General features: G+C 35.6%; 23 protein-coding genes, 5 tRNA genes and 1 other RNA gene. 21 read left to right on the top strand and 8 right to left on the bottom strand.

Annotated elements, in window-relative coordinates:
- Positions 1–971 precede the first annotated feature (971 nt).
- Positions 972–1,154, bottom strand: coding sequence for a hypothetical protein (locus tag ACFP65_RS06100; protein ID WP_379916885.1), 183 nt, complete (start codon positions 1,152–1,154; stop codon positions 972–974).
- Positions 1,155–1,648: 494 nt separating this feature from the next.
- Here ACFP65_RS06100 and ACFP65_RS06095 point away from each other — a divergent pair, with 494 nt between their 5' ends.
- The 6 genes from ACFP65_RS06095 (at position 1,649) to ACFP65_RS06070 (ending at position 2,808) form a co-directional block, all read left to right on the top strand.
- The gene (locus tag ACFP65_RS06095) at positions 1,649–1,879 is read left to right on the top strand and encodes a hypothetical protein (protein ID WP_379916883.1); all 231 of its coding nucleotides are present in this window, start codon (positions 1,649–1,651) and stop codon (positions 1,877–1,879) included.
- Positions 1,880–2,369: 490 nt separating this feature from the next.
- Positions 2,370–2,441 (top strand) — tRNA-Glu (locus ACFP65_RS06090).
- 11 nt (positions 2,442–2,452) lie between these two features.
- Positions 2,453–2,525, top strand: a tRNA-Phe gene (locus ACFP65_RS06085).
- Between the two features lie 36 nt (positions 2,526–2,561).
- Positions 2,562–2,632 (top strand) — tRNA-Trp (locus ACFP65_RS06080).
- Between the two features lie 20 nt (positions 2,633–2,652).
- A tRNA-His gene (locus ACFP65_RS06075) sits at positions 2,653–2,725 on the top strand.
- A gap of 10 nt (positions 2,726–2,735) precedes the next feature.
- Positions 2,736–2,808: transfer RNA gene (locus ACFP65_RS06070), tRNA-Gln, on the top strand.
- A gap of 40 nt (positions 2,809–2,848) precedes the next feature.
- Here the strand turns inward: ACFP65_RS06070 and ACFP65_RS06065 are convergent.
- Complete coding sequence (locus tag ACFP65_RS06065) at positions 2,849–3,163, bottom strand: ssDNA-binding protein (RefSeq protein ID WP_379916881.1); 315 nt, start codon at positions 3,161–3,163, stop codon at positions 2,849–2,851.
- Between the two features lie 185 nt (positions 3,164–3,348).
- On the opposite strand from ACFP65_RS06065, the gene ACFP65_RS06060 reads away from it, so the two are divergent.
- The gene (locus ACFP65_RS06060) at positions 3,349–3,549 is read left to right on the top strand and encodes a hypothetical protein (RefSeq protein ID WP_379916879.1); all 201 of its coding nucleotides are present in this window, start codon (positions 3,349–3,351) and stop codon (positions 3,547–3,549) included.
- 20 nt (positions 3,550–3,569) lie between these two features.
- Here the strand turns inward: ACFP65_RS06060 and ACFP65_RS06055 are convergent, their stop codons facing one another.
- Together ACFP65_RS06055 and recU are read right to left on the bottom strand one after the other, a co-directional pair.
- Positions 3,570–6,251, bottom strand: coding sequence for a transglycosylase domain-containing protein (locus ACFP65_RS06055; protein WP_379916877.1), 2,682 nt, complete (start codon positions 6,249–6,251; stop codon positions 3,570–3,572).
- 124 nt (positions 6,252–6,375) lie between these two features.
- Entirely contained in the window at positions 6,376–7,002 is a 627-nt protein-coding gene (gene recU / locus ACFP65_RS06050; RefSeq protein ID WP_379916875.1) for a Holliday junction resolvase RecU, read from the bottom strand.
- Between the two features lie 96 nt (positions 7,003–7,098).
- Between recU and ACFP65_RS06045 the strand changes: the two genes are divergently transcribed.
- The 7 genes from ACFP65_RS06045 (at position 7,099) to ACFP65_RS06015 (ending at position 11,880) form a co-directional block, all read left to right on the top strand.
- Positions 7,099–7,638 carry a DUF1273 domain-containing protein gene (locus ACFP65_RS06045; protein WP_379916873.1) on the top strand — a complete coding sequence of 180 codons (540 nt, stop codon included), beginning with the start codon at positions 7,099–7,101 and terminating at the stop codon, positions 7,636–7,638.
- A gap of 117 nt (positions 7,639–7,755) precedes the next feature.
- Positions 7,756–8,073, top strand: coding sequence for a cell division regulator GpsB (gpsB, locus tag ACFP65_RS06040; protein ID WP_379916871.1), 318 nt, complete (start codon positions 7,756–7,758; stop codon positions 8,071–8,073).
- A gap of 19 nt (positions 8,074–8,092) precedes the next feature.
- Positions 8,093–8,470, top strand: an RNA gene (rnpB, locus tag ACFP65_RS06035) — RNase P RNA component class B.
- A gap of 144 nt (positions 8,471–8,614) precedes the next feature.
- Entirely contained in the window at positions 8,615–9,043 is a 429-nt protein-coding gene (locus ACFP65_RS06030) for a hypothetical protein (protein WP_379916869.1), read from the top strand.
- A gap of 8 nt (positions 9,044–9,051) precedes the next feature.
- Positions 9,052–10,194 (top strand): THUMP domain-containing class I SAM-dependent RNA methyltransferase, encoded by a 1,143-nt coding sequence (locus ACFP65_RS06025; RefSeq protein WP_379916867.1) that lies wholly within the window; start codon positions 9,052–9,054, stop codon positions 10,192–10,194.
- Between the two features lie 197 nt (positions 10,195–10,391).
- Complete coding sequence (locus tag ACFP65_RS06020) at positions 10,392–11,153, top strand: alpha/beta hydrolase family protein (protein WP_379916865.1); 762 nt, start codon at positions 10,392–10,394, stop codon at positions 11,151–11,153.
- Positions 11,154–11,364: 211 nt separating this feature from the next.
- On the top strand, positions 11,365–11,880 hold the full coding sequence (locus ACFP65_RS06015) for a GNAT family N-acetyltransferase (protein WP_379916863.1): 516 nt from the start codon (positions 11,365–11,367) through the stop codon (positions 11,878–11,880).
- A 39-nt stretch (positions 11,881–11,919) separates the two neighbouring features.
- On the opposite strand, the gene ACFP65_RS06010 is transcribed toward ACFP65_RS06015, so the two are convergent.
- Positions 11,920–12,762: a DUF368 domain-containing protein gene (locus tag ACFP65_RS06010; RefSeq protein WP_379916861.1), complete on the bottom strand. Its 843-nt coding sequence runs from the start codon at positions 12,760–12,762 to the stop codon at positions 11,920–11,922.
- 383 nt (positions 12,763–13,145) lie between these two features.
- Here ACFP65_RS06010 and ACFP65_RS06005 point away from each other — a divergent pair, with 383 nt between their 5' ends.
- Positions 13,146–14,456 (top strand): hemolysin family protein, encoded by a 1,311-nt coding sequence (locus tag ACFP65_RS06005; RefSeq protein WP_379916860.1) that lies wholly within the window; start codon positions 13,146–13,148, stop codon positions 14,454–14,456.
- Between the two features lie 138 nt (positions 14,457–14,594).
- Here the strand turns inward: ACFP65_RS06005 and ACFP65_RS06000 are convergent, their stop codons facing one another.
- Positions 14,595–14,996 carry a ribonuclease HI family protein gene (locus ACFP65_RS06000; protein WP_379916858.1) on the bottom strand — a complete coding sequence of 134 codons (402 nt, stop codon included), beginning with the start codon at positions 14,994–14,996 and terminating at the stop codon, positions 14,595–14,597.
- A gap of 42 nt (positions 14,997–15,038) precedes the next feature.
- On the opposite strand from ACFP65_RS06000, the gene ACFP65_RS05995 reads away from it, so the two are divergent.
- A complete protein-coding gene (locus ACFP65_RS05995; protein WP_379916856.1) occupies positions 15,039–15,500 on the top strand; it encodes an EbsA family protein in 462 nt (153 codons plus the stop codon).
- 22 nt (positions 15,501–15,522) lie between these two features.
- On the opposite strand, the gene ACFP65_RS05990 is transcribed toward ACFP65_RS05995, so the two are convergent.
- Positions 15,523–15,744: a cold-shock protein gene (locus ACFP65_RS05990; protein ID WP_379916854.1), complete on the bottom strand. Its 222-nt coding sequence runs from the start codon at positions 15,742–15,744 to the stop codon at positions 15,523–15,525.
- Positions 15,745–15,955: 211 nt separating this feature from the next.
- Here ACFP65_RS05990 and ACFP65_RS05985 point away from each other — a divergent pair, with 211 nt between their 5' ends.
- From ACFP65_RS05985 to ACFP65_RS05970, 4 genes are all read left to right on the top strand, one after another.
- Positions 15,956–17,845, top strand: a complete 1,890-nt coding sequence (locus ACFP65_RS05985; RefSeq protein WP_379916852.1) for an ABC-F family ATP-binding cassette domain-containing protein — start codon at positions 15,956–15,958, stop codon at positions 17,843–17,845.
- A gap of 15 nt (positions 17,846–17,860) precedes the next feature.
- Entirely contained in the window at positions 17,861–18,808 is a 948-nt protein-coding gene (locus tag ACFP65_RS05980; RefSeq protein ID WP_379916850.1) for a thymidylate synthase, read from the top strand.
- Positions 18,809–18,821: 13 nt separating this feature from the next.
- Positions 18,822–19,262 carry a GNAT family N-acetyltransferase gene (locus ACFP65_RS05975; RefSeq protein WP_379916848.1) on the top strand — a complete coding sequence of 147 codons (441 nt, stop codon included), beginning with the start codon at positions 18,822–18,824 and terminating at the stop codon, positions 19,260–19,262.
- Positions 19,263–19,324: 62 nt separating this feature from the next.
- Positions 19,325–19,828, top strand: coding sequence for a dihydrofolate reductase (locus tag ACFP65_RS05970; protein WP_379916846.1), 504 nt, complete (start codon positions 19,325–19,327; stop codon positions 19,826–19,828).
- A 72-nt stretch (positions 19,829–19,900) separates the two neighbouring features.
- Here the strand turns inward: ACFP65_RS05970 and trhA are convergent, their stop codons facing one another.
- On the bottom strand, positions 19,901–20,557 hold the full coding sequence (trhA, locus tag ACFP65_RS05965) for a PAQR family membrane homeostasis protein TrhA (RefSeq protein WP_379916844.1): 657 nt from the start codon (positions 20,555–20,557) through the stop codon (positions 19,901–19,903).
- A gap of 201 nt (positions 20,558–20,758) precedes the next feature.
- On the opposite strand from trhA, the gene ACFP65_RS05960 reads away from it, so the two are divergent.
- A complete protein-coding gene (locus ACFP65_RS05960) occupies positions 20,759–21,646 on the top strand; it encodes an SGNH/GDSL hydrolase family protein (RefSeq protein WP_379916842.1) in 888 nt (295 codons plus the stop codon).
- The last annotated feature ends 15 nt before the right edge of the window (positions 21,647–21,661 follow it).

Raw genomic sequence — 21,661 nt, 5'->3', positions numbered from 1 at the left:
CATGCTCCTTTTGCTTACATAAACAAATAAGATCCACTGGAAAATCTCAAGTAGATTTCCCGGTGGATCTTATTATTTAACTGGGACTTTTGTCCCAGCCTCTTATTATTCCACTTCAGTATATGAAATAATTCCACGTTACGTATCTGATCAATCTTAATTCTTTAATTCAGTATTTACAAACACAATCTGAATAGAATGATAGTATAATAAGTGTAACTATTTACTTGAAAGGAGAACTCGATGTCTAAACAAAGATATGAAATAGGATCCGTAGATTACGAAGAAATAGAAGTAGAACTAGCCGATATTATTGATGAAAAAGGTAACTTAGAAATTATAAGGTATTAAAAGATTGTTGATAATAAAATTATATATTATGACTTTCAATTTGCTGAAGATAATCTAGTAGACGGAAAAGCACATAAAATGACCGCTTATGAATTAGGGGGGACTACAAAATCAAAGTGGAAACTTATATTTTGGAAAGGAAGACTATTAGTTAAAGAGTAGTACATAAAATTACAAAAGAACTCAGTACTGAATTGTTAAAAATAACTAAAGTTTATTGTATATTTACAATGAGGTCTTGATAGGGATAATTGTTTTATTTTAAAAATAATTAAATTCATGAATTTTTCATGCACTAGCAATTTTTAAATAGCAAAAAAGCCTATCACATAAGGATAAGCTTAAGTCAGTTCGAATCCCTTATTCTCCTTTCAGATAAAAAAAGAATAACTTATACTATTAAAAACTGTCTGTTAACGTTTGATTCTAAACATTAACAGACAGTTTTTTGTATAGCTTGAAAAGTTCTATAAGATTATACTATATTCAAAAAATAGAGTTCAAATAAACTATTGGTGTTTCAGAATTTACTGATTCAGAGACAAGAAAGTCATTGCATAATAGTAATCATGAAAATCACTTTTAGGCTAATTCAACAGAGACTTATAGTAGCCGTTTGACTATTTTTCAAGTGCGTAATTAGTTTCTAAATGTTCATGACCGTTATCTGTTAAGGTATAAACAAATAATACACCATTGTCTAGTTTTACTCTTTCAATGGTTTTAACACTTGAGTCGACTCTGGATTCGATATTAACTATTGTAGCATCCAGTGCATCATAGTTGAAACTTGATAGGAACATGATCGCTCACCTCCTTATAAGCTTATAAAGGGAATATACCAAAAGATGTCAAAGGAGATGCTCATATTGATTTTAAGGGCAGTATAGTTAGGCTATTCTTTTTTGCTAAAAAAATTCAAAATGGGAAAATCATTTTTTAGAACTACAGTATGCAGATATTCAATTCCTTAACTTTTATGACTCGTTTAATAATTGGATTATACTTTAACTTCTAAAACGATTTATAAGGTTTTTTATTGAGTATTATATTAAAACAATCTATCTTCAAAAAATACAATTGCTATTCTTAAATGTACAAAAATCAATCGCTAGAAATCTCCTTTTTTACAAAGGGAGTTATTAATAAATGTCAAAAATATTAAAATGGTAAATTCTCAAAAATGCTGTTAAATCAGTTTTATTTGTATTTTTTTGGATTTTCGTCACAATATTTATAAAAAAATATTAATAAATATAGTATAATCTGTCTTAACAAATGACAGAGGTGAATTAACATGGTATTAACTTATGATTGGGTCATGAAAAAGTTGAATTACGATATAGAAAACATTTGTGGAAATCAAACTATCTTTGCACTTATTAACGAAGAGGGATATTATAGCAATTATTTTTTAGAGGCAGATAAGGCTCCTTCGCCATATGAGCTGCAGCTATATAACCAGAGTTTAAAAAAACTAACTTTGAAAGAGTTGCATACTAAAGTTCATTGTCCGAGTGGTGCTTAGTAGTAATCAAGTTTTATTTTATCGACTATTCATTCTCATGTTTGATCATACAAAAGTGTAGGGTCTATTTTTTTCCTATATGTGATTAGGTGTGTTTACTTAAAGTTGAGATTAAACTATATAAAGTTGTTCAAGATGACTCATTTTGATATCATTATTCATATAAAGGTTATGCTTGTTTATCTCAAAAGAGGGAAGGTTTTAAAAAAATGAAGCGGGCGACCAAAGAAAGAATACTTGAAACAGTAAAGACTATACTTATCACCCTGACATTGATTCCAATTGTAGAAAGGATACAAAAGCAGGAAGTGAATGTCTTTCTGTTCATTTTTTTGGGAATTCTTATTGCTTTGGGCTCATACATAATTCTTACTGTGATTTTCAACAAGCTATTTTTAAAATAATAATGGAACCGTATTGACAAAGGGAAAAAACTCCTGTAATATATCTCTTGTTGATGCAATTTTATTATTGCTGTTACAAAAGTCAAGGCCCCTTGGTCAAGCGGTTAAGACACCGCCCTTTCACGGCGGTAACACGGGTTCGAATCCCGTAGGGGTCATCCATTTTTCAGGCGCAGTAGCTCAGTTGGTAGAGCAACGGATTGAAGCTCCGTGTGTCGGCAGTTCGACTCTGTCCTGCGCCATGAAGCGCAGAAGAGTTCTTGATTTAGCAAGAGGATAGGGGTATAGTTTAACGGTAGAACAATGGTCTCCAAAACCATCGATGTGGGTTCGATTCCTACTACCCCTGTGGTTCAATTAAATATTATGGCGATTGTGGCGAAGTGGTTAACGCACCGGGTTGTGGTCTCGGCATTCGTGGGTTCGATCCCCATCAGTCGCCCTTTGATTTTTGGGCTATAGCCAAGCGGTAAGGCAGCGGGTTTTGATCCCGTCATTCCCCAGGTTCGAATCCTGGTAGCCCAGTAACGAAAAAAACGATATCTCAATTTGAGATATCGTTTTTTTATTGTCTACTTTTTGCGAATGGGAGACGGTGACCTTTGTAATTGAAAATCTGTCCAAAATAAGAAGGCTTTGCTAGTACGTTATAATTTAATACAACGAACTGGTTTCTATTATTAATTCTTCCAGTCAGTGAAAGACGTGTACCTTTTTCAACTTCGTAAAGAAAAGCATAGGCTTGTTTACCTGTAATCAGGCAGTTAAGTTTGTGTGTAGGTGTAGAAAAAGTGAATCTGCATAAGGGGATAGCATCAGTTGTTTTAAGAACTTTGATTTCTTCTGAAATAACGTATCCTTCAGTCATGATAACATTCATGTGTAACCCTCCAAAATTAAATATTAACCGAACGTTTGTTTATATTAAAATTATAAACAAACGTTCGGTTAAAGTCAATGCTTAAGGGTTGCTAATGAATGAGTCTGTTGAAATCTGCTTCTAAATCGTTTAGTATTGAATTATTCGAAATGAAAATATAGTAATTTAAAGAAAGAAAGATAAAGATGAGCAAAAATAAAAGTAAAGTGATGTTAGGCATTGGAATTCTTTTAGTTCTCCTTGGCGGATATGCATTTTTCCTTGATCCTATTATAGGTGGAGTCGGTTTTTTATGTGGTATCTGGACAATGTTTTTAGCAATAAAAGCACTATGTGGAAAACCATTATTTAAGAATTCAACTGAAGAGGAAGACGAAAAAAGGTAGCCCGAGGGCTACCTTTTTGTTTACTCATTTTCTGAATCTTCTTCGGGTGGGGTAGTGGTATCTTCATCATCAGAATCACCATTATTATTCCCGTTATTCCCTGAGTTATTGTTTCCATTGTTACCGTTATTGCCGTTGTTCGGGTTATTATTCCCACCGTTATTAGCGGGTTCTTCTGGTTCTGCATCATCATCTTGAGGATCAGGAACATCTTCGGTGTCTTCTTCAGTATCCTCTTCATTTTCAACAGGTTCTTCCGTGTCTTCCTCGGGCTCTTCAGGTTCTTCTTCTTCCTCAGGCTCTTCTTCCTCAACTTCTGAAATCGTAAGAGTCGTTGTAGCAGCAGGTCCGGTTTTCCCGTATGCCTGAACAGAAAGACTGATTTGCATCGTTCCAGGATCCGGATCAGAAACAGTGTAAGAAGTTTCACCCGTAGTGATCTCTTGACCATTTACAGTCAGAAAGTAAGCAAGTGTTTCTTCTTCATTTGTTAACTGGTATTCGTTCCAATTAATAGTGACTTCATTTGCTTCTTCATTGTAGCTTGCGCTTAGTCCACTTGGAGCAGATAATTCCTCACCAAATGAAGTTGAAACGGCAGAAGGTTCAGTACCTGCTACAAATAATTCCGTTACGATTGAACTCATTGGTGTATTTGGTCCAGGTAATTTAGCTGGGTTTGAACCTTTTTCCACTCTAACTTCAGAGACAGAAGAGGGTTTAGTCCAGTCCCTATTATCTAGACCTTGAGAAACTTGGCTCATCAGAGCTTGATAGATGTCTCTTGGCAATTGTCTTGTACCATCATTGTTACTCAACCAGTTGCCTTGTTTTAATCGCTTGTCATAACCAGTCCAGACAGATAATGAGTAGTTGGAAGTATAGCCAACATACCATGAATCTGGAACGGCATCTGAAGGAATGTTATTTTCTTCTATTTCTTTGGTTGTATAGTTAGTCGTTCCAGTCTTACCAGCTTGGGGAACACCAGAAATGCCGACTGTACTATTGTAATTTTCAGCGACATCTTTCAGCATATCTGTTACCATATAAGCCGTATAATCAGACATCGCTTTATTGGTTTCTGGTGTTAAATCAATTTCTTGACCATCTTGGGTGGTCACTTTAGAAACTGTGTACGGCTCTGTATAGTTACCACCATTTGCAAAGGCCGAGTATGAAGCCGCTAATTGCAACCCAGAAACTTTTCCACTAATAGCATTTGAAGGAACAGGTTCAGAAGAATCAGAAATCTCCGCAGGATCTATGCCCACGCTTGTTAAAAACTGTTTGATATCCGACATTTCCAACTCTTCAGTGAACAATCGAGCGGTTGGGATATTTCGTGAATCGACCAAAGCCTCACGCATACTGATTTGTCCTTTATAGCGACCATCATAGTTTCTCAGTGGTGAGCCATCAGGGTAATTCCATTCTTCATCCACTAACTGGTGATAAGTCGAAAATTGTTTAGATTCAATTGCAGGACCGTAAGTCGTTAAAGGTTTAATGGTTGACCCAGTTTGACGATCAGTCTGAGTCGTTCTGTTTGTCAGTAACTGTCCTTCTTGTAAACGACCTCCGACAAGTGCTTTAACCTGGCCAGTATTAACGTCAATTAAAGATATCGCTGTTTGCAGTTCCTCGTCTGGGAAAACAACATAATCATTCGTGTTCGCTACATCAAAGGCAGCTTGTTGTGCGTCCATATCAATATTTGTTTGAATCGTTAATCCAGCAGTTTGTGGATCTAAACCAGTTTTTCTTCTAGTTTCATCTAATACTTCAACTAGATAACTATCAAATACTTGATTGTTTTGTTCCTCTTCCGTACGGTCTTTCAGCCCTTCAGTAACAGGTATCGCTTTAGCTGTTTCTGCTTCTTGAGCAGTGATATGGCCTTCATCCCGCATAACATTCAGTACAACGTTACGACGATTTTCAGCTGCCTCAGGATCTACATAAGGATTATAACGGTTGGGAGCTTGAGCCATCCCAGCAAAAAGCGCTGCTTCTTGAACTTCTAGTTCAGAGACTGGCTTGTCATAGTATTCTTCAGCAGCAGTAGAGATCCCATAAACATTACCCCCTAAATTAATTTTGTTCATATAGAGTGTAAGGATTTGTTCTTTTGATAGTTCACGTTCGAGTTGAATGGCTAGCCACGCTTCTTGAGCTTTTCTTCTCAACGTTTGATCTTCTCTAGCAGTTGAAAACACAGAAAGCTTGACCAATTGCTGAGTCAAAGTACTACCACCACCGGAAATACGTCCTTTGTTGGTTACGAAGCCCACAGCTGCTCGAGCGATACCAACTGGGTCGATCCCGAAGTGATTATAAAAGTTTTGATCTTCGATCGCAGTCATGGCTTCTTTCATGACTGCTGGATAATCTTCTGCAGAAGCATAATCACGATTTTCTGCACCTAGCGTATAAAAGACTTCGCCGTTAGTAGCTAGAAGATCGGTTGAAAAGTCACCGTTTAAGTTTTCATTAGTGATTTCTGGAGCACTGGACGCGTAATAAGCGAAAAGTCCACCACCGGCAACAATGGCTAAAAGAAATAGTAAGACTAAAGAAAGAAAAATCCTCTTAAACCAAGATTTCTTTTTTTCTGTTTTCTTTGGCTGTTTTTTATTCTGTTTTTTAGTTTGTTTCTTTTTCTGCTTGTTTTGAGTACGAGACATGTTTTGTTCAGACATAAGTTTCTCCTTTACTGTTCGAAATGTTCATTGAAGCATCCAGGATAAAGGCTATCATTTATCTTGATGCTAGTTGGGTTCTGCAAAATATATAATGCTTTCGTTTCACTATACAGAAAAATTATTAAGAAAAGTTTGATTGAATCATTTGATCAACCGCGTCGAGATAAGGGAGACGTGGTGAAAATCCATAATTTATTTCAATGCCTTCTAATTCAATTTCTTTTAAAGGAATCGATTTTTTTCCTTTTTCTTCAGATTGCTGATTCCACCACCAGTTCAGCTTATCGAACGGTAGGACAAACACACGATTCAATGAACTAAATCTCAAAAGAATAAAACAAATCGCTTTTTGGTCACAGCAGGCTTTCATATGAAGAATCTGGTGTTCATGGAAGTTCTTTAATGGAAAACTCGTTTTGTTTTTTGTTTCTTTAGCTTCAAAATCTAAATAAAAGCCTTTATAAACACCGTTATAATCGGTTGTCGAGGCTTTCTGGTAATATGCTTCCGTAATTTTAGCAGCACTTCTTTTAGGATAATTTACATTAACGACTTGGATCGGAATAGGCTTTTTATGAATAACAGCCAAACCTTGAGCTAAGTATTGTTCATTGGTCACATTTAGATCGTTTTCCAATGTCATACCACGGTTACTATAAGTCGTTTTTTTTGTTTTCGCTTGCTTTTTTGCTTGTACTTTGTCAACATTAACCTGATAAGACTGACCGTTAGGATACTTAATATTCATTATGCTCACGCTCCTTTAAGAGTGATCAACTAGTATAATACCAAACAAATGAACGGTTTGGGAAGAAAGGTGTGAAATTTTATCAAAAATTTATACGTGAGTGGCTACAGATCTTATGAACTTGGTATATTCAATGATAAAGATCCTAAGCTATTCTATATAAAGGCATACTTGAAATCTCGTCTACTTGAATATATTGATACTGGAATAGAATGGGTCCTGATTAGCGCGCAAATGGGAACAGAATTATGGGTTGGCGAAATTGTTATCGAATTAAGAGAAACTTATGATATTAAATTGGGTGTCTTATTGCCACATGCAGGATATGCTGAAAATTGGAAAGAAGGCAATAGAGCTGTTTTTGACCAAGTTATCGCTAAAGCAGATTACAGCAACTTCACTTCTAGCCAACCTTACCAGAATCCTTCACAATTAAAAGGAAATCAGCAATTTCTTATTGATCATACGGAAGGTTGTTTGCTTTTTTATGATTCAGAGAAGGAAGGTAAGCCAAAGTTCTTACTGGACATGATAAATAGGTACAAAGAAACACAGTCATATGAAATTGATTTTATTGAATTTGATGAACTTCAGTCTTTTGTTACAGAATATGAAGAAAATCATTTTGAAAGCTAGCTTTTATTTATTCTGATAATTTGGTACAATTAGATTACAAAGTGACAGATTTCACTTTTTTATACAAGATTTACCTTAAATAGGTTACAAGTAACCGAGGAACTAGGGGTGCAAAAAATGATGAATAGAGAATTAACTCAAAAAGAGATTGTTGAAAAAGACTTTAAAACAACTATGCGCGGATATAACCAGACTGAAGTAGATGAATTTTTAGATGTCGTGATTCGTGATTATGAGTCTTTCCAAAGCGAAATCAGTCAGTTGAAATCAGAAAATGATCGCTTAATGGATAAGTTAGACGAATTTTCTAAACAAGTCGCAGCTAAACCACAAGGTCAAAATTCAAATGGTTCATCTGTTACAAATTTTGATATTCTTAAAAGACTATCTAATCTTGAAAGACACGTATTCGGTTCTAAACTGGACGACGAGTAGAAAGTTAACTAAATGTGCAAATCATGGATAATCGCACGTTGTTTCAAACAATGTGAGGAAAGTCCATGCTCACACAAACTGAGATGTTTGTAGTGTTCGTGCGTAGCGAAAAAATAAGCTACGGCTCTATTCTTATGAGTAGATGACGGCAGAAAAAAGAGCTAAGGCTTACGCTATGCTTGAGTATTCTTGAAAGTGCCACAGTGACGAAGCAGTAGGGGAAACGCTACTGGTGGAACGCGGTAAACCCCTCGAGTGAGCAACCCAAACTTATGGTAGGGGCACTTTTCTCCTGGAAATGAACAGAGGGAAGAGGCAATTTTTAAATTGCAGACAGATGATTATCTCTGAGAAAATGGCCTGATCATTTTCTCTAGACAGAACATGGCTTATAGTGATTTGCACATTTGTTTATGATGTGTAGCAGCTTTTCTTTTTGAGAAGCTGCTAGATAAACAACCATCATATTGATTCAGGAGCTATCCTCCCCGAATAGGGAGGATTTATTTTTTGCATTTTTTATGTATGAAGGGATCGAGGTATGAAAGAACTTTTTGTTATCCCAATGGTACTGTATGGTGTACTTATGGGAATTATGATCTGTATGAACAGAGCTAAGTCAAAGTCTGAGAAATTGAGTCAAACGGTTGCGACCGAAAACTTGATGGCTACCATGTTTGGGAACGAATTATCTAAGAAAAAAGAAGTCGTTATTAGAATAGTATTATTTCAATTTATCCTCTTATTCGGTTATACTTTGATTAGTTTATGGTTGAATTTCGCCGTACCAATAGCGAGATATTTTATACTTGTAATGCTGCTTGTATTAGTAGTGGAGTTGATTACTCGAATAATCACGTTACTAAAAGCGAGCAGTTCAAAAGAATTAGTTGAACGGAAAAAGATTTCTGACATTGCGCCTTACATATATCTAGTGGTAATCGCAGTCAGTATTGGAACAATGCTTTAAAACAAAAAATGAAAGTAGGGATAAACTTGACGTATAAACTTTTAGCAACAGCAGCTAGCGGGATTGAAGCGCTGGTTGGCAAAGAATTAAAAGACATGGGATACAAGGTTGAAGTAGAAAACGGTCGTGCACGTTTCGAAGGTGAAAAAGAAGACATTGCGAAAACAAATTTGTGGTTAAGAACTGCTGACCGTGTTAAAATTATTGTTGGAGAGTTCGAGGCTACTACATTCGATGACTTGTTTGAGCAAACAAAAGCATTGCCTTGGGATGATTTTTTATCAATTGATTCAGCTTTCCCGGTTTCTGGAAAGTCTCATAAATCAACGCTTTATAGTGTGCCTGATGTACAGAGAATCGTAAACAAAGCTATTGCAGATAAGATAAAAGATGTTTATCACAGAAGTGGAATGCTTCCAGAAAGTGGCGCGAAAGTTCCAATCGAAGTATCGATTCTGAAAGATAAAGTATTATTGACGATCGATACGACAGGTCCAAGTCTTTTCAAACGTGGCTATCGTTCTGATAAAGGTGGCGCACCGCTTAAAGAAAATATGGCGGCAGCTCTAGTTATGCTCACAACATGGAGAAAAGATCGTCCATTTGTAGATCCAGTATGTGGATCGGGTACGATTGCCATTGAAGCAGCATTGATTGGTCACAATATCGCTCCTGGATTCAATCGTTCGTTCTTATGCGAAGAGTGGGACTGGATGCCTGAAGAAATGTGGGCAAAAGTGAGACAAGATGCCGAAGATCAAGCTGATTATGACGCAGAATTAGATATACTAGGTACAGATATTGATCATAGTATGATTGAAATCGCAAAAGAAAATGCTATGGAAGCGGGTCTTTCTCATAGTGTCAGATTCAAACAAATGCAAGTAGCAGATTTTACAACGGATAAAGAATTTGGTGTGATTGTAGCCAATCCTCCTTATGGTGAACGTTTGGGAGATCCAGAACAAGCAGCTCAAATTTACCGCGATATGGGTAAAGCGTTCAAACCACTTAAAACTTGGAGTAAATATATTATTACAAGTGATTTGGACTTTGAAACGCATTACGGAGAAAGAGCGACTAAGAAGCGAAAACTCTATAATGGATATCTTAGAACAGACTATTTCCAATACTGGGGTAAAAGAAAATAACTATGCGTTAAACAGAGACCACTTTCTTAAATGAAAATTTGAGAAAGTGGTTTTTTATGCTTCTATAATAAATCATTTCTATTTCTAAGGAGTTAGAATAACTGAACTAGTTGGTATATAATAAAATAAAAATATAAATTAATGTAAAAACTATCGGTTTAATTTTGAATACTGATTTATTTTAGAGGAGGAAAAAAATGGGAAAAATTAAAATTACATATGGCGAACATGTTTCACAATTTGGCGAATTACATATACCTGAAACTTCAGGACCTTGGCCAATCATTGTAAGTATTCATGGCGGTTTCTGGAAATCAAAATATCAATTGGATGAAAATAATGACCTTGCAGTGGATTTGAGTAAGCGAGGATATGCTGTCTGGAATATTGAATACAGACGCGTAGGAGAAATTGGTGGCGGATGGCCGGGGACTTTTTTGGACATTATTGCTGCTGTTAACCATCTTACTCAATTAAAGAGTTTATACGAGATAGAGCTTACTAAGGGTGTAACTTTGATAGGGCATTCAGCTGGTGGTCATCTAGCATTATGGGTATCGTCAAATAGTAAATTCACTGATGAAACTATTGAGCTAATGGTACCTATCGAAAAAGTCATTAGTCTCGCTGGTGTAACTGATCTAGAACATATGCTACTTATTCATAATAGTCAGAAACCATTAACCAGTCCAGTTTTAGACTTCATTGGCGGCACTGTAGAAGCGTTTCAAAATCGGTACGATAAAGCTTCTCCAGCAAATTTACTCCCCCTTCGGACACCTCAGGTTTTAATACACGGTACGGAGGATCGACATGTTCCGATTGAACTTAGTAATTACTACACTAAAGCAAAAGCAATGAGAGAGGATATTGAAATAGTCAGACTCTCAGGAATCGAGCACTTCGGAGTTGTTAACCCAACTTCTAAGGCCTGGAAAAGTGTTCTTCAATATTTATAAGAAGAAAAAGTGAAATGATCTTTCAATGATCAGGGACGTTTAAGACAATTGGCGTCTTTCTTTACTTTGCTTGTTTTGACAGGTAAACTTGTAATACGGAATAGTAAGTAGCATTGAGTAGTATAGAATCAATAGATAAAGACTTTTTGAAGTGTAAAAATCAAACTGTTCGAATCACTTACTTCAACAAACGTATCATGGGAGGATTATTATGAGTGAAGAATTAAGGTTAAAAGCTGTAGAAAAAGAAGATGTAGACTTTATGCATCAAATGAGAAAAAATCCAGATATTATGGAATTTTGGTGCGCTGAGGCATATACATCCAAAGAACGGTTGCTCAAAGAGTACGAAGACAATCAAAAAAGTGACACAATTAGACAATTCATTATTTATGATGGAGACCAAAAAATCGGCTACACCAGTTTGTTTAATATTAACCCCCGCCACAGAAGTGCGACTTTTGCGATCATGTTAGATCCTTCCCATCATGGAAAAGGATATGCTACTAGGTCTACGGAACTAGTGGTCAAATATGGATTCAACCAGTTGAACTTAAACAAGATTTCACTGGATGTCGTAGATTATAACGAAAAAGCCATTCATATCTATAAAAAAGTGGGATTCGAAATCGAAGGAGAAAGAAAGCAACAGTATTTTATTAAAGGCGCATATACGAACGGTTATGTCATGGGTCTTTTGAGAGAAAACTTCAACCAATCATTCTAAACAATCAAGAAGCCTACATCATTGGATGCAGGCTTCTTTTTAATCCTCTGGCTTATGTTTTAATTCTAGTCGTCCCATCCATAGTCCAAGAAGTAGACCAATTATAAATAATACAATAGATAAAATGACACCCAATAAAGATAGTTGAGACCATTGATTTTGGCTTGGAAAAATAATCACGGTTGAAGCGATTACGATTCCTAAGATAAAATGAAAAATCGTTGTATAATAAAAATTCATCAAGTGATTAACTAACTTGGAAAGAGCAATTATACATATCAGTGCGCCGATACCAACCGGTAGTAATATCATCCAATCCAGTCGACTGATTCCACGAGTTAATGGTTCGTAGAGATTCATGTAAATCAAGAAGTTTGAAGGACTTAGACCCGGCACAATAAAACCCAAAGCGAAAATAAAGCCAACCATAATCCACGTCACAGGTGTCTGAGCTACTTGTACATCTAAGAAGGTGTTGGCTGAAATTAATAAAATAAAAGAAACAATAGTCGTAAGAACAGTAAGGTAGATATGCCATTTTTTCTGTCCATGAAGTTTCGCCTTTCTATAAAGTAAAGGAACAGTACCAAAGATACAGCCCATGAAAAATAAAAGAATAAAAACAGGATGGTTTCGCAGTAATGCTTCTATTGGATAGGCGAGTACGATGATCCCAAATAGGGCACCAAGTCCGACAGGTAAAAAGAAGAATAACTTACTTTTGAACTCTTTCTTAATATTAGAAATAAACTGAATAATCTCTTCATAAATTCCAAAAACTGCAGCTAAGGCGCCGCCACTGACACCAGGTAAAATAGCACCTGAACCGATAAATATACCTTTTATAAAACGAATGATCCACTGTATTAGTTCATTTTTCAATTATGCTAACCTCCATTGTATTCCAATCATAAATGACACCTCTTTGATTAGCAATTCAAATTAAGTGCTTAGGAATAATTTAATATTTCAACCTGTCCAGTCGTCTATAATAGTCTTAGTTGACTAGTAGAAAAACATTGTTATACTAAGGTTAATAAAATTTCATGTAGATAAGAAGGTTAGTCATGGAAAGTAGTGATGATGACGCGACAACGGAGCAATCAACTCTTAATGCCTCTGATTTTTCTATTAGGGTATATGTGAAATTGTATCCTAATGAGGGGCTAAGTTTATCTATTCATTATTGTGTTTTACGTTTATAGAAAATTCCAGTGCAAGGATGCTCAACTCAATCAAGCCAAATATACTTGGAGGTAAATCAGTTGTCCGATATTTCTTTGCTATGGCTTTTTGTTCTACAGTTTGTCTTTATATTTCTAAATGCGATATTTGCTAGTGCAGAAATTGCTGTCATTACAATAAACGATAATAAATTAGAAAGACTTGCACAGAGTGGAGACGTTCGCGCGAAAAGACTGAAAAAGTTAACAGAAAATTCTTCAGACTTTTTAGCAACCATTCAGATTGGAATTACCTTAGTCAATTTACTGAGTAGTGCAGTGGCCACTGAAAACTTCTCGAGTCGATTAGTCGACCTACTTTCAAAAATTGGAGTAGAAATTCCAATTGCTGTATTAAATCTTACATCATTAGTTGTCATCACTTTGTTATTAACTTTTTTTACAGTTGTATTAGGGGAATTGGTTCCCAAACAGTTAGCCTTGAGAAGTCCAGAAAAAGTAGCACTGTTTCTTTCGGGATTGGTAACCCTTATCTCAAAAATTTTCACCCCCGTTGTTCGACTTTTTTCTCTTTCTACAAAAGGCATTCTGAGGATTTTTGGTATCAGTTCAGATGACGATGAAAGTGAAGATACTGAAGAAGAAATCCGTTTGATGCTAGACATAGGTGCTCAAAAAGGTCAAATACAACCAGATGAAGAACATATGATTCAAAATATATTTGAGTTCGATGATACTCAAATAGAAGAAATCATGACACACAGAACTTCTGTTGTCTTTCTATGGATGGACGATACGGAAGAGGACTGGGAAAGTACGATTAGAGCTGGGAGACATTCGGTTTATCCCGTATGTAGCGAATCTACCGATAATATCGTGGGGATTTTGTACACAAAAGACTACTTCAGAGTGGATGACAAGAGATTAAGTTATCTAAGAAATGAAGTGATTCGTCCTGTGAACTATGTACTAGAAACAGTTCGAGCAGACGTACTTTTCAGAAATATGAAGCAGACGAAAGATCGCTTTGCTGTTGTGATTGATGAGTATGGTGGCACGAGTGGGATTATAACAATGAATGATTTACTTGAACAAATTGTAGGAGAATTCAGTGATGATATCCTAATGTCCAATGAATCACAGAATATCAAACCGCTTAATCAACATTCATGGCTTGTAAATGGAAATACGAGTATCGAAGAATTGAACAAAAAGCTCATGTTGAAGATTCCGTTGGATCAATTTAAGAATTTGAATGACCTTTATTTTTCAAATAAAGATTTTATTGAAAAGCAAAGTACACAATTGTTTACAGAATATGGTTTTATTATGAAAAATATTCATATGGAAAATGATCATTTAAAAAATGCGATCATCGTTCTCTCAAAATAAAGAACAAGAAGTGATCAGTATATGCTGATCACTTCTTGTTCTATTTTAACTTTATAATAGTCAATCATTCGATTTTAAACTATTTTCAAGCAAATTAAAGTAAAACCTGTTATGATATAAGAGCAAATACGTACGCAACTAACGAATCGCTTTCTGTAGACCTTGCTTTGCAAGGTTATCTGCACCTTTGTTCTGCTTCTCTGGAATCCAATTGATTTCATAATAGGAAAGAGATTCAAGTAGGGCCAAACATTCGTTTAAATAGGGCTTGAAAGTCTCACTTTTCACATACTTTTTTTCTATAGAGCGAGCGACGACCTGACTGTCGGTAAAAAATTGGGTAATAGAATGAGTCTGGTCATTTTCTACGAGCCAATTGATTGCTAACCTTATAGCTTCAAATTCTGCAGTATGGTTATCCCATTGTCCTTCTAGTGGTAAAGCAAGTTGTATATACATATCTGCTCCAGTTATAACAATGCCGATACCAGCTGAACCAGGATTACCATTGACCGCAGCGTCAGAATAAACTTTTAACATGTGCCACCCTTTCAATTATTAAAGACTAGGAGTTTTATGACTATGAAAATCAAGAAAAATAGTACTACATCCCACGTTTCCAATAAATTCAATCTCATTTTAGAACCCGCGTTTCAATCCATGTATATCTCAGCTATTTTCATATCTTTTTGTTTGGCTATCATCATCACGACGACTATTACTAAACCGAACTGGGGAACAGTGGTTTTTGCAATACTTACAATCGCCTTGATGTATTTGAAAAAAGAGACTTATCTAAAAATTAGTGAAGAGTCATTAGATTTTTATTATTTTGCGGGGATAAAAAAAGAAACGATTGCCATTCAAGATCTTGAGCAAATTATTATAACAGATTCAAAAACGATTGTTAAACTAAAAAGAGCAAATCAAGAACCTTATATCGTTTATATGCCTAGAGCAGCCCAAGATCAATTAGTTTCATGGGCACAGCAGGAGCAGATAAATATAGCTACTGAAATGATAGAATATAGTAAAAAGGATTAGACAATTGTCTAATCCTTTTTTATTAAACTGATTCTGAAGAAGTTTCAATTTCGCGTACTTGTGTTGCTTGAGGACCACGATTACCTTCAACGATTGAAAATTCAACTAACTGACCTTCTTGAAGAGTCTTAAAGCCCTCTTTTTCAATCCCAGTAAAATGAACAAATACATCATCATGATCGTTGTATTCTATAAAACCATATCCTTTTTGATTACTAAACCATTTTACTTTACCTGAAGTCATGATAATCCTCCTATGAAAATTAATGGGTTCAATAAGCCTAATACGCTTATAGACAGTATAAACAAATTTGTCCTTATAAGCAATCACAGACTCAAGAGCTAAACGTTTCAAAACATTCAAGTTAGGTTTTAAAGAGAACTTAAATTAATTCATTATATGATCCCTATGATATGATAGAATAGTAGTACGATAATAAGAGGGGTGGGTCTAGATGAAAGAATTGAAAATAGAAAATTTGACTCATTCGTATGGAATGAAAACATTATTCGATTCAATTGATTTTTCAATAACAGATGGACAAAGAATTGGTTTAATTGGAGTAAATGGGACGGGAAAAACAAGTCTCTTAAACATTCTTACAAGACAACTTTCTCCAGATAAAGGAGAAATTTCAAAACCCAATGACTATACTATTGGATATCTAAAACAGAAGAATACTTTAGATGAAACGAAAACAGTTTTAAATACAGTTTTCGATGGAACCAATGCGATTATGTCAGCTGTTAGAAACTATGAATCTGCTTTGCAACAGTTGACGAGTGATCCTACAGATGAACGCGCACAAAATCACTTTGCTTCTGCAGAACAGAAGATGAATAGTGCGGATGCATGGAATGCTAGTGCTAGCGCTAAATCTATTTTGACTCGTTTAGGTATTACGGACATGCAGTCAATCGTAGGTCAACTATCGGGTGGTCAACAAAAAAGAGTTGCATTGGCACAGGTACTGATCCAAGAACCAGACTTGTTGATCTTGGATGAGCCAACCAACCACTTGGACTTCGAGATGATCCAATGGTTGGAAAATTTCTTAATGTCTTACAAAGGAGCACTGCTACTTGTAACGCATGATCGATATTTCCTTGATCATGTCGTCAATCATATGGTTGAGTTGACTCATGGTCGATTGGAAAGATATGTTGGAAACTATCAGGAGTATGTTCGGTTAAAAGCCGAGCGAGAAGAAACTCAAGCTGGTAAGGCGCACAAACAAAAGCAACTTTATAAACAAGAACTAGCCTGGATGCGTGCAGGGGTTAAAGCCCGTGGTACAAAACAACAAGCTAGAATTGACCGCTTTACTGATTTAAAAAAAGAGGTTTCAAATACTGATCCTAATGGTTCACTTGATTTGAATTTGTCAGGTAGCCGATTGGGTAAAAAAGTCCTTGAGCTTGAAAATGCTAGTTTTAAACGCGATGATCTAGTGATTTTGGATGAGTTCAATCTTTTGATTCAACAAACCGATAGAATCGGGATAACTGGAGAAAATGGATCAGGGAAAACAACGTTTTTAAATATCCTTGCCAATCAAATTCCACTCGACAGTGGAATTATTGAAGTAGGAGAAACAGTTAAAATTGCGTATTACACCCAGACGAACGAATCTATGGACGAAAACAAAAGAGTGATTTCTTATTTACAAGAAGTTGCTGAAGAAGTTCGTTTGGCAGATGGGACAAGTGTAAGTGTGACTCAGTTACTGGAACGATTCTTATTTGATCGTTCAACTCATGGGACTATGATCGGTAGACTATCAGGTGGAGAAAAAAGACGACTATATTTGTTGAAGTTATTGATGCAACAACCAAACGTATTACTACTGGATGAGCCAACGAATGACCTAGATATCCAGACACTGACTGTTTTAGAAGAATATATTCAAACATTTAGTGGCGCGGTTATAGCCGTATCGCATGATCGCTATTTCTTAGATAAGATGGCTACGAAATTACTTGTATTCAATGGTAATGGATTAATCAACGAGTATTACGGTAAAATGACGGAATTTTTAGAAGAAAAGAATCAAGAAACGAATACGGCTTCTACAAAGATCAAAAATCAAGATAACCCACCTGTCCAGAAATCTACTGATAAAAAAGAAAAAACAAAGTTATCTTATATGGAAAAAAAAGAATGGGATACAATAGAAGATGAAATTGCGAAACTTGAAGAAGAACTAGAAGAGATTCAATCAGAGATGAATCAAGCAGGTAGCGACTACGGTGTCATAGGTGAGCTCACACGTCGACAAGAAAACCTTGAGCAAAAATTGGAAGCTAAAATGGAACGTTGGGAATATTTAAGTGAATTTATTTAAAGAGGAGAAAATTATATGGAACAAGAATATCTGGATCTAGCCCAAAGAATACTAGATGAAGGAAGTATCAGAAGTGATCGAACAGGTACAGGTACAAAATCTGTGTTTGGACACCAGATGCGTTTTGATTTGCAAAAAGGCTTCCCTTTGTTAACAACTAAAAGAGTCTTTTTTAAGTTGATCAAAAGTGAACTGTTGTGGTTTCTTAAAGGAGATACGAATATCAAGTACCTTCTTGAACACAACAATCATATTTGGGATGAGTGGGCTTTTGAACGTTACGTTCAATCAGAAGATTATACCGGACCGGACATGACCGATTTTGGCTTGCGCTCCCAAAAAGATGAAGCATTTAACAAAATCTATCAAGAAGAAAAAGAAGCCTTCAATCAAAAGATATTAGAGGATGAAGTTTTTTCTGAAAAGCACGGGACACTTGGTAATGTTTATGGAGCACAGTGGAGAACTTGGCCGACCACGTCTGGTGGAACCATTGACCAAATTCAAAACGTCATTAACTCTATTAAAAATAATCCTGATTCAAGAAGGCATATCGTTTCTGCATGGAATCCAGAAGAAGTTCCAGATATGGCTCTACCACCTTGCCATACGTTGTTCCAGTTTTATGTTCAAGATGGTAAGTTAAGTTGTCAATTATACCAAAGAAGTGGAGATGTTTTCTTAGGTGTTCCGTTTAATATCGCAAGCTACGCTTTATTAACACACTTAATTGCTAGAGAAACTGGTCTTGAAGTAGGAGATTTTGTCCATACACTTGGAGATGCGCATCTATACTTAAACCATATGGATCAGATTAATGAGCAATTGTCTAGAGAGCCAATGCCGTTTCCTACTTTAGAATTAAATCCAGAAAAAACGAGTATCTTTGATTTTGATATTGAAGATATTAACGTTACAGGCTATAACCCCCATAAAGGTATTAAAGCACCTATAGCAGTATAATAGAGGTGGGAAAATGGAATATAGAGTATTAACTGAAAAAGATCTAACTCAATGTGCTTTACTTTTTATGGATGTATTCAACAAAGCTCCATGGAACGATGACTGGTCACTTGAACAAGCTACTAATTATGTACAGGATATTTTCAATACTCCTGGATTTAAAGGAGTAGGTTACTTTCAAAACGAAACCTGTCAAGGGGCACTTCTTGGAAACACGAAACAATGGTATAGCGGTAAAGAATTCTTTATTCAAGAGATGTTTATAGGACTAGAAAAGCAAGGAAAAGGCATAGGTAAAATGTTGATGACAGTCTTGATGAACCTGTTGAAGGAAGAAAATATTGAAGAGGTTGCACTCCTCACAGATCGAGGAATTGATGCAGAGTACTTTTATAAAAAAGTTGGATTCAATGAGATTGAGAGATTAGTTTTCTTAGCGAAATCAGTTGAATAACAGATAGTTGCCTGCAGCAATTAATAATGTTGTTATAGGCAACTAATAAGGAGAATGCTTTAATGTTAACGTTTGTTTGGGCGGAAGATGAAAATGGTGTTATTGGTAAAGAAGGTGGACTTCCATGGTCTCTTCCTAACGATATGAAATTTTTCAAAGAAGTTACTTTAACAGGAAACGTCTTGATGGGTCGTAAAACTTTGGAATCTATTCCGAACCCACCTTTAAAGAATCGGATTAATGTCGTGTTAACTCGAAATGCTGAATTCGAAAAAAAGGATATCATTATTCTTAATACTAAAGATGAAGTACTTGAGCTGGCTAAAACGATGGATAAGCCACTTCACATTATAGGTGGAGCAGATATTTTTAATCTGTTTGTAGATGATGTAGATAAACTGTACCGTACTTTGATTCATGAAACGTTCGATGGGGATGTTTATATGCCTTCAATAGATTATAATTTGTTCGATCTAGTTGAAACAATAGAAGGCCGTGTAGATGAAAAAAATATTCATGCACATACTTTCCAGATTTTCGAACGTAAACAAGCTGAATCATTCTAACGTAAATAAAAAGACTGACGATTAAAACATCATTGTTTTAATCGTCAGTCTTTAATTTTTATCTGAAACTTTTTAAGTGTATAGATAAATTGAGAAGAACATACAGACTGTACCTGCTAATACAAATAAGTGCCATACTACGTGCATGAATTTAACGTACTTCATTCGATAAAATATCGCGCCTATAGTAAAAGACAATCCTCCCGCTACTAACCAGATGAAACCGGTTGTCCCAAGTCCCTGATATAGATAATTCAAGAAGAATAAGGAAATCCATCCCATAATGATGTACAACCATACAGAAAGTCCTTGGAATTTTTTGAACCATACGGTTTTATAAATTACGCCCAATAAGGCGATAGACCAGATCATTACAGTTAACAGAATACCTAAACGTCCTGAAATTGTAATGAGTGTATATGGAGTGTACGTACCTGCTATCAAAAGAAAAATACTACAGTGATCTAGTACACGGAAGAACTGTTTAGCTTTCGTGAACGTTAAACTGTGGTATAACGTTGAACACAAGTACAACAAAATGAGTGTTGTTCCGTAAACAATGTAAGAAGTAACTTCAACTACACCGCCCATTTCCAGTCCTTTTCTGACTAGAAAAGTCAACCCGGTTATACTCAATATTACACCTAAACCGTGGGTAATTGCATTAAGTACCTCATTCCAAATTAAGTAGCCTCTAGAAAAAGCTACTTCTGATGTTTTTTCTGGCATAATATACCTCCTCTACAACCTTCGCTTCTGTACGTCAATACGATAATTTGGTATACTACTTTTTGAGTACTTTCAAATAGTAACCAATCATTTTGACAAATTCAGTATAGCATATTCATCTTACTGAAAGCGACATTTAGATTTTTTTTATCTAGTTCAATTACTCAAAGTAGGAGATTTCTTAATCTAGAAAGGATTTTTATGAGAACATTAAAAAAAGTAGGAATAAGCTTAATTAGTATCGTTTTGTTTGCACTTTTAAGTTATGTGATTTTGGACTTTCTTGTTCCAAAATCCAATTCATCTAGTTCTGATAATGAGGAAATAGCGCAGCAACAGAGTAGAGTCTCCTTGGACTTAGTTGCTATAGGCGATTCTTTAACAGAAGGTGTCGGCGACAGTACACAAAGAGGTGGCTACGTTCCGTTAGTTGCAGATATGTTAAGAACACATCCCAACGTCAAAAACGTTCGAACAGCAAATTATGGTCACGCAGGAGATACTTCTAGTCAATTAATGACTTTACTGGAAGAAAACGAAGAGGCACAGGCAGATTTAAAAGAAGCTAACATTATTGCTATAACGGTTGGTGGTAACGATTTAATCAGGAACTTCAGACAAGTGGGGTTAAATGGATCTGTTGAAGATTTTGAAACCACCATACAAGAGTATGAAGAAAACCTAAATAGTATTTTTTCTCTATTGAATCAATATAATGGTGATGCTTCAATTTATATATATGGGCTATACAATCCTTATCATTACTACTTTGCGGAATTTGAAGGATTGCAGGCTGTTTTTGATTTATGGAATGAGAGAACGGTCGAGATTGCCGAGAATACTGCTAACGTAACATATGTAGAAATTGATTCATTATTTAACCCAAATGATGCGCCTACCGAAACAGAAGTGGAATCAAATAGTGATGATTCTTTAGAAGACATTCAAGATAACAACCATCCATACTTGTTCGAAGACGACCTATTTCATCCGAACGATAGTGGATACAAGGTTATGGCTTCAGCCTTAAGAGAAGCAATTGAAAAAGAACTTGAAAATGCTGACTCCTTGCTCAGTATGGATAGATAAAGAAAGGAAGATCGA

It is taken from the genome of Marinilactibacillus sp. GCM10026970 (assembly GCF_042660675.1).
In the GTDB taxonomy this organism is placed as follows: Bacteria; Bacillota; Bacilli; order Lactobacillales; family Carnobacteriaceae_A; genus Marinilactibacillus.
Note: the sequence above shows the minus strand (reverse complement) of the source record. Positions and strands in the feature narration are given on the sequence as shown.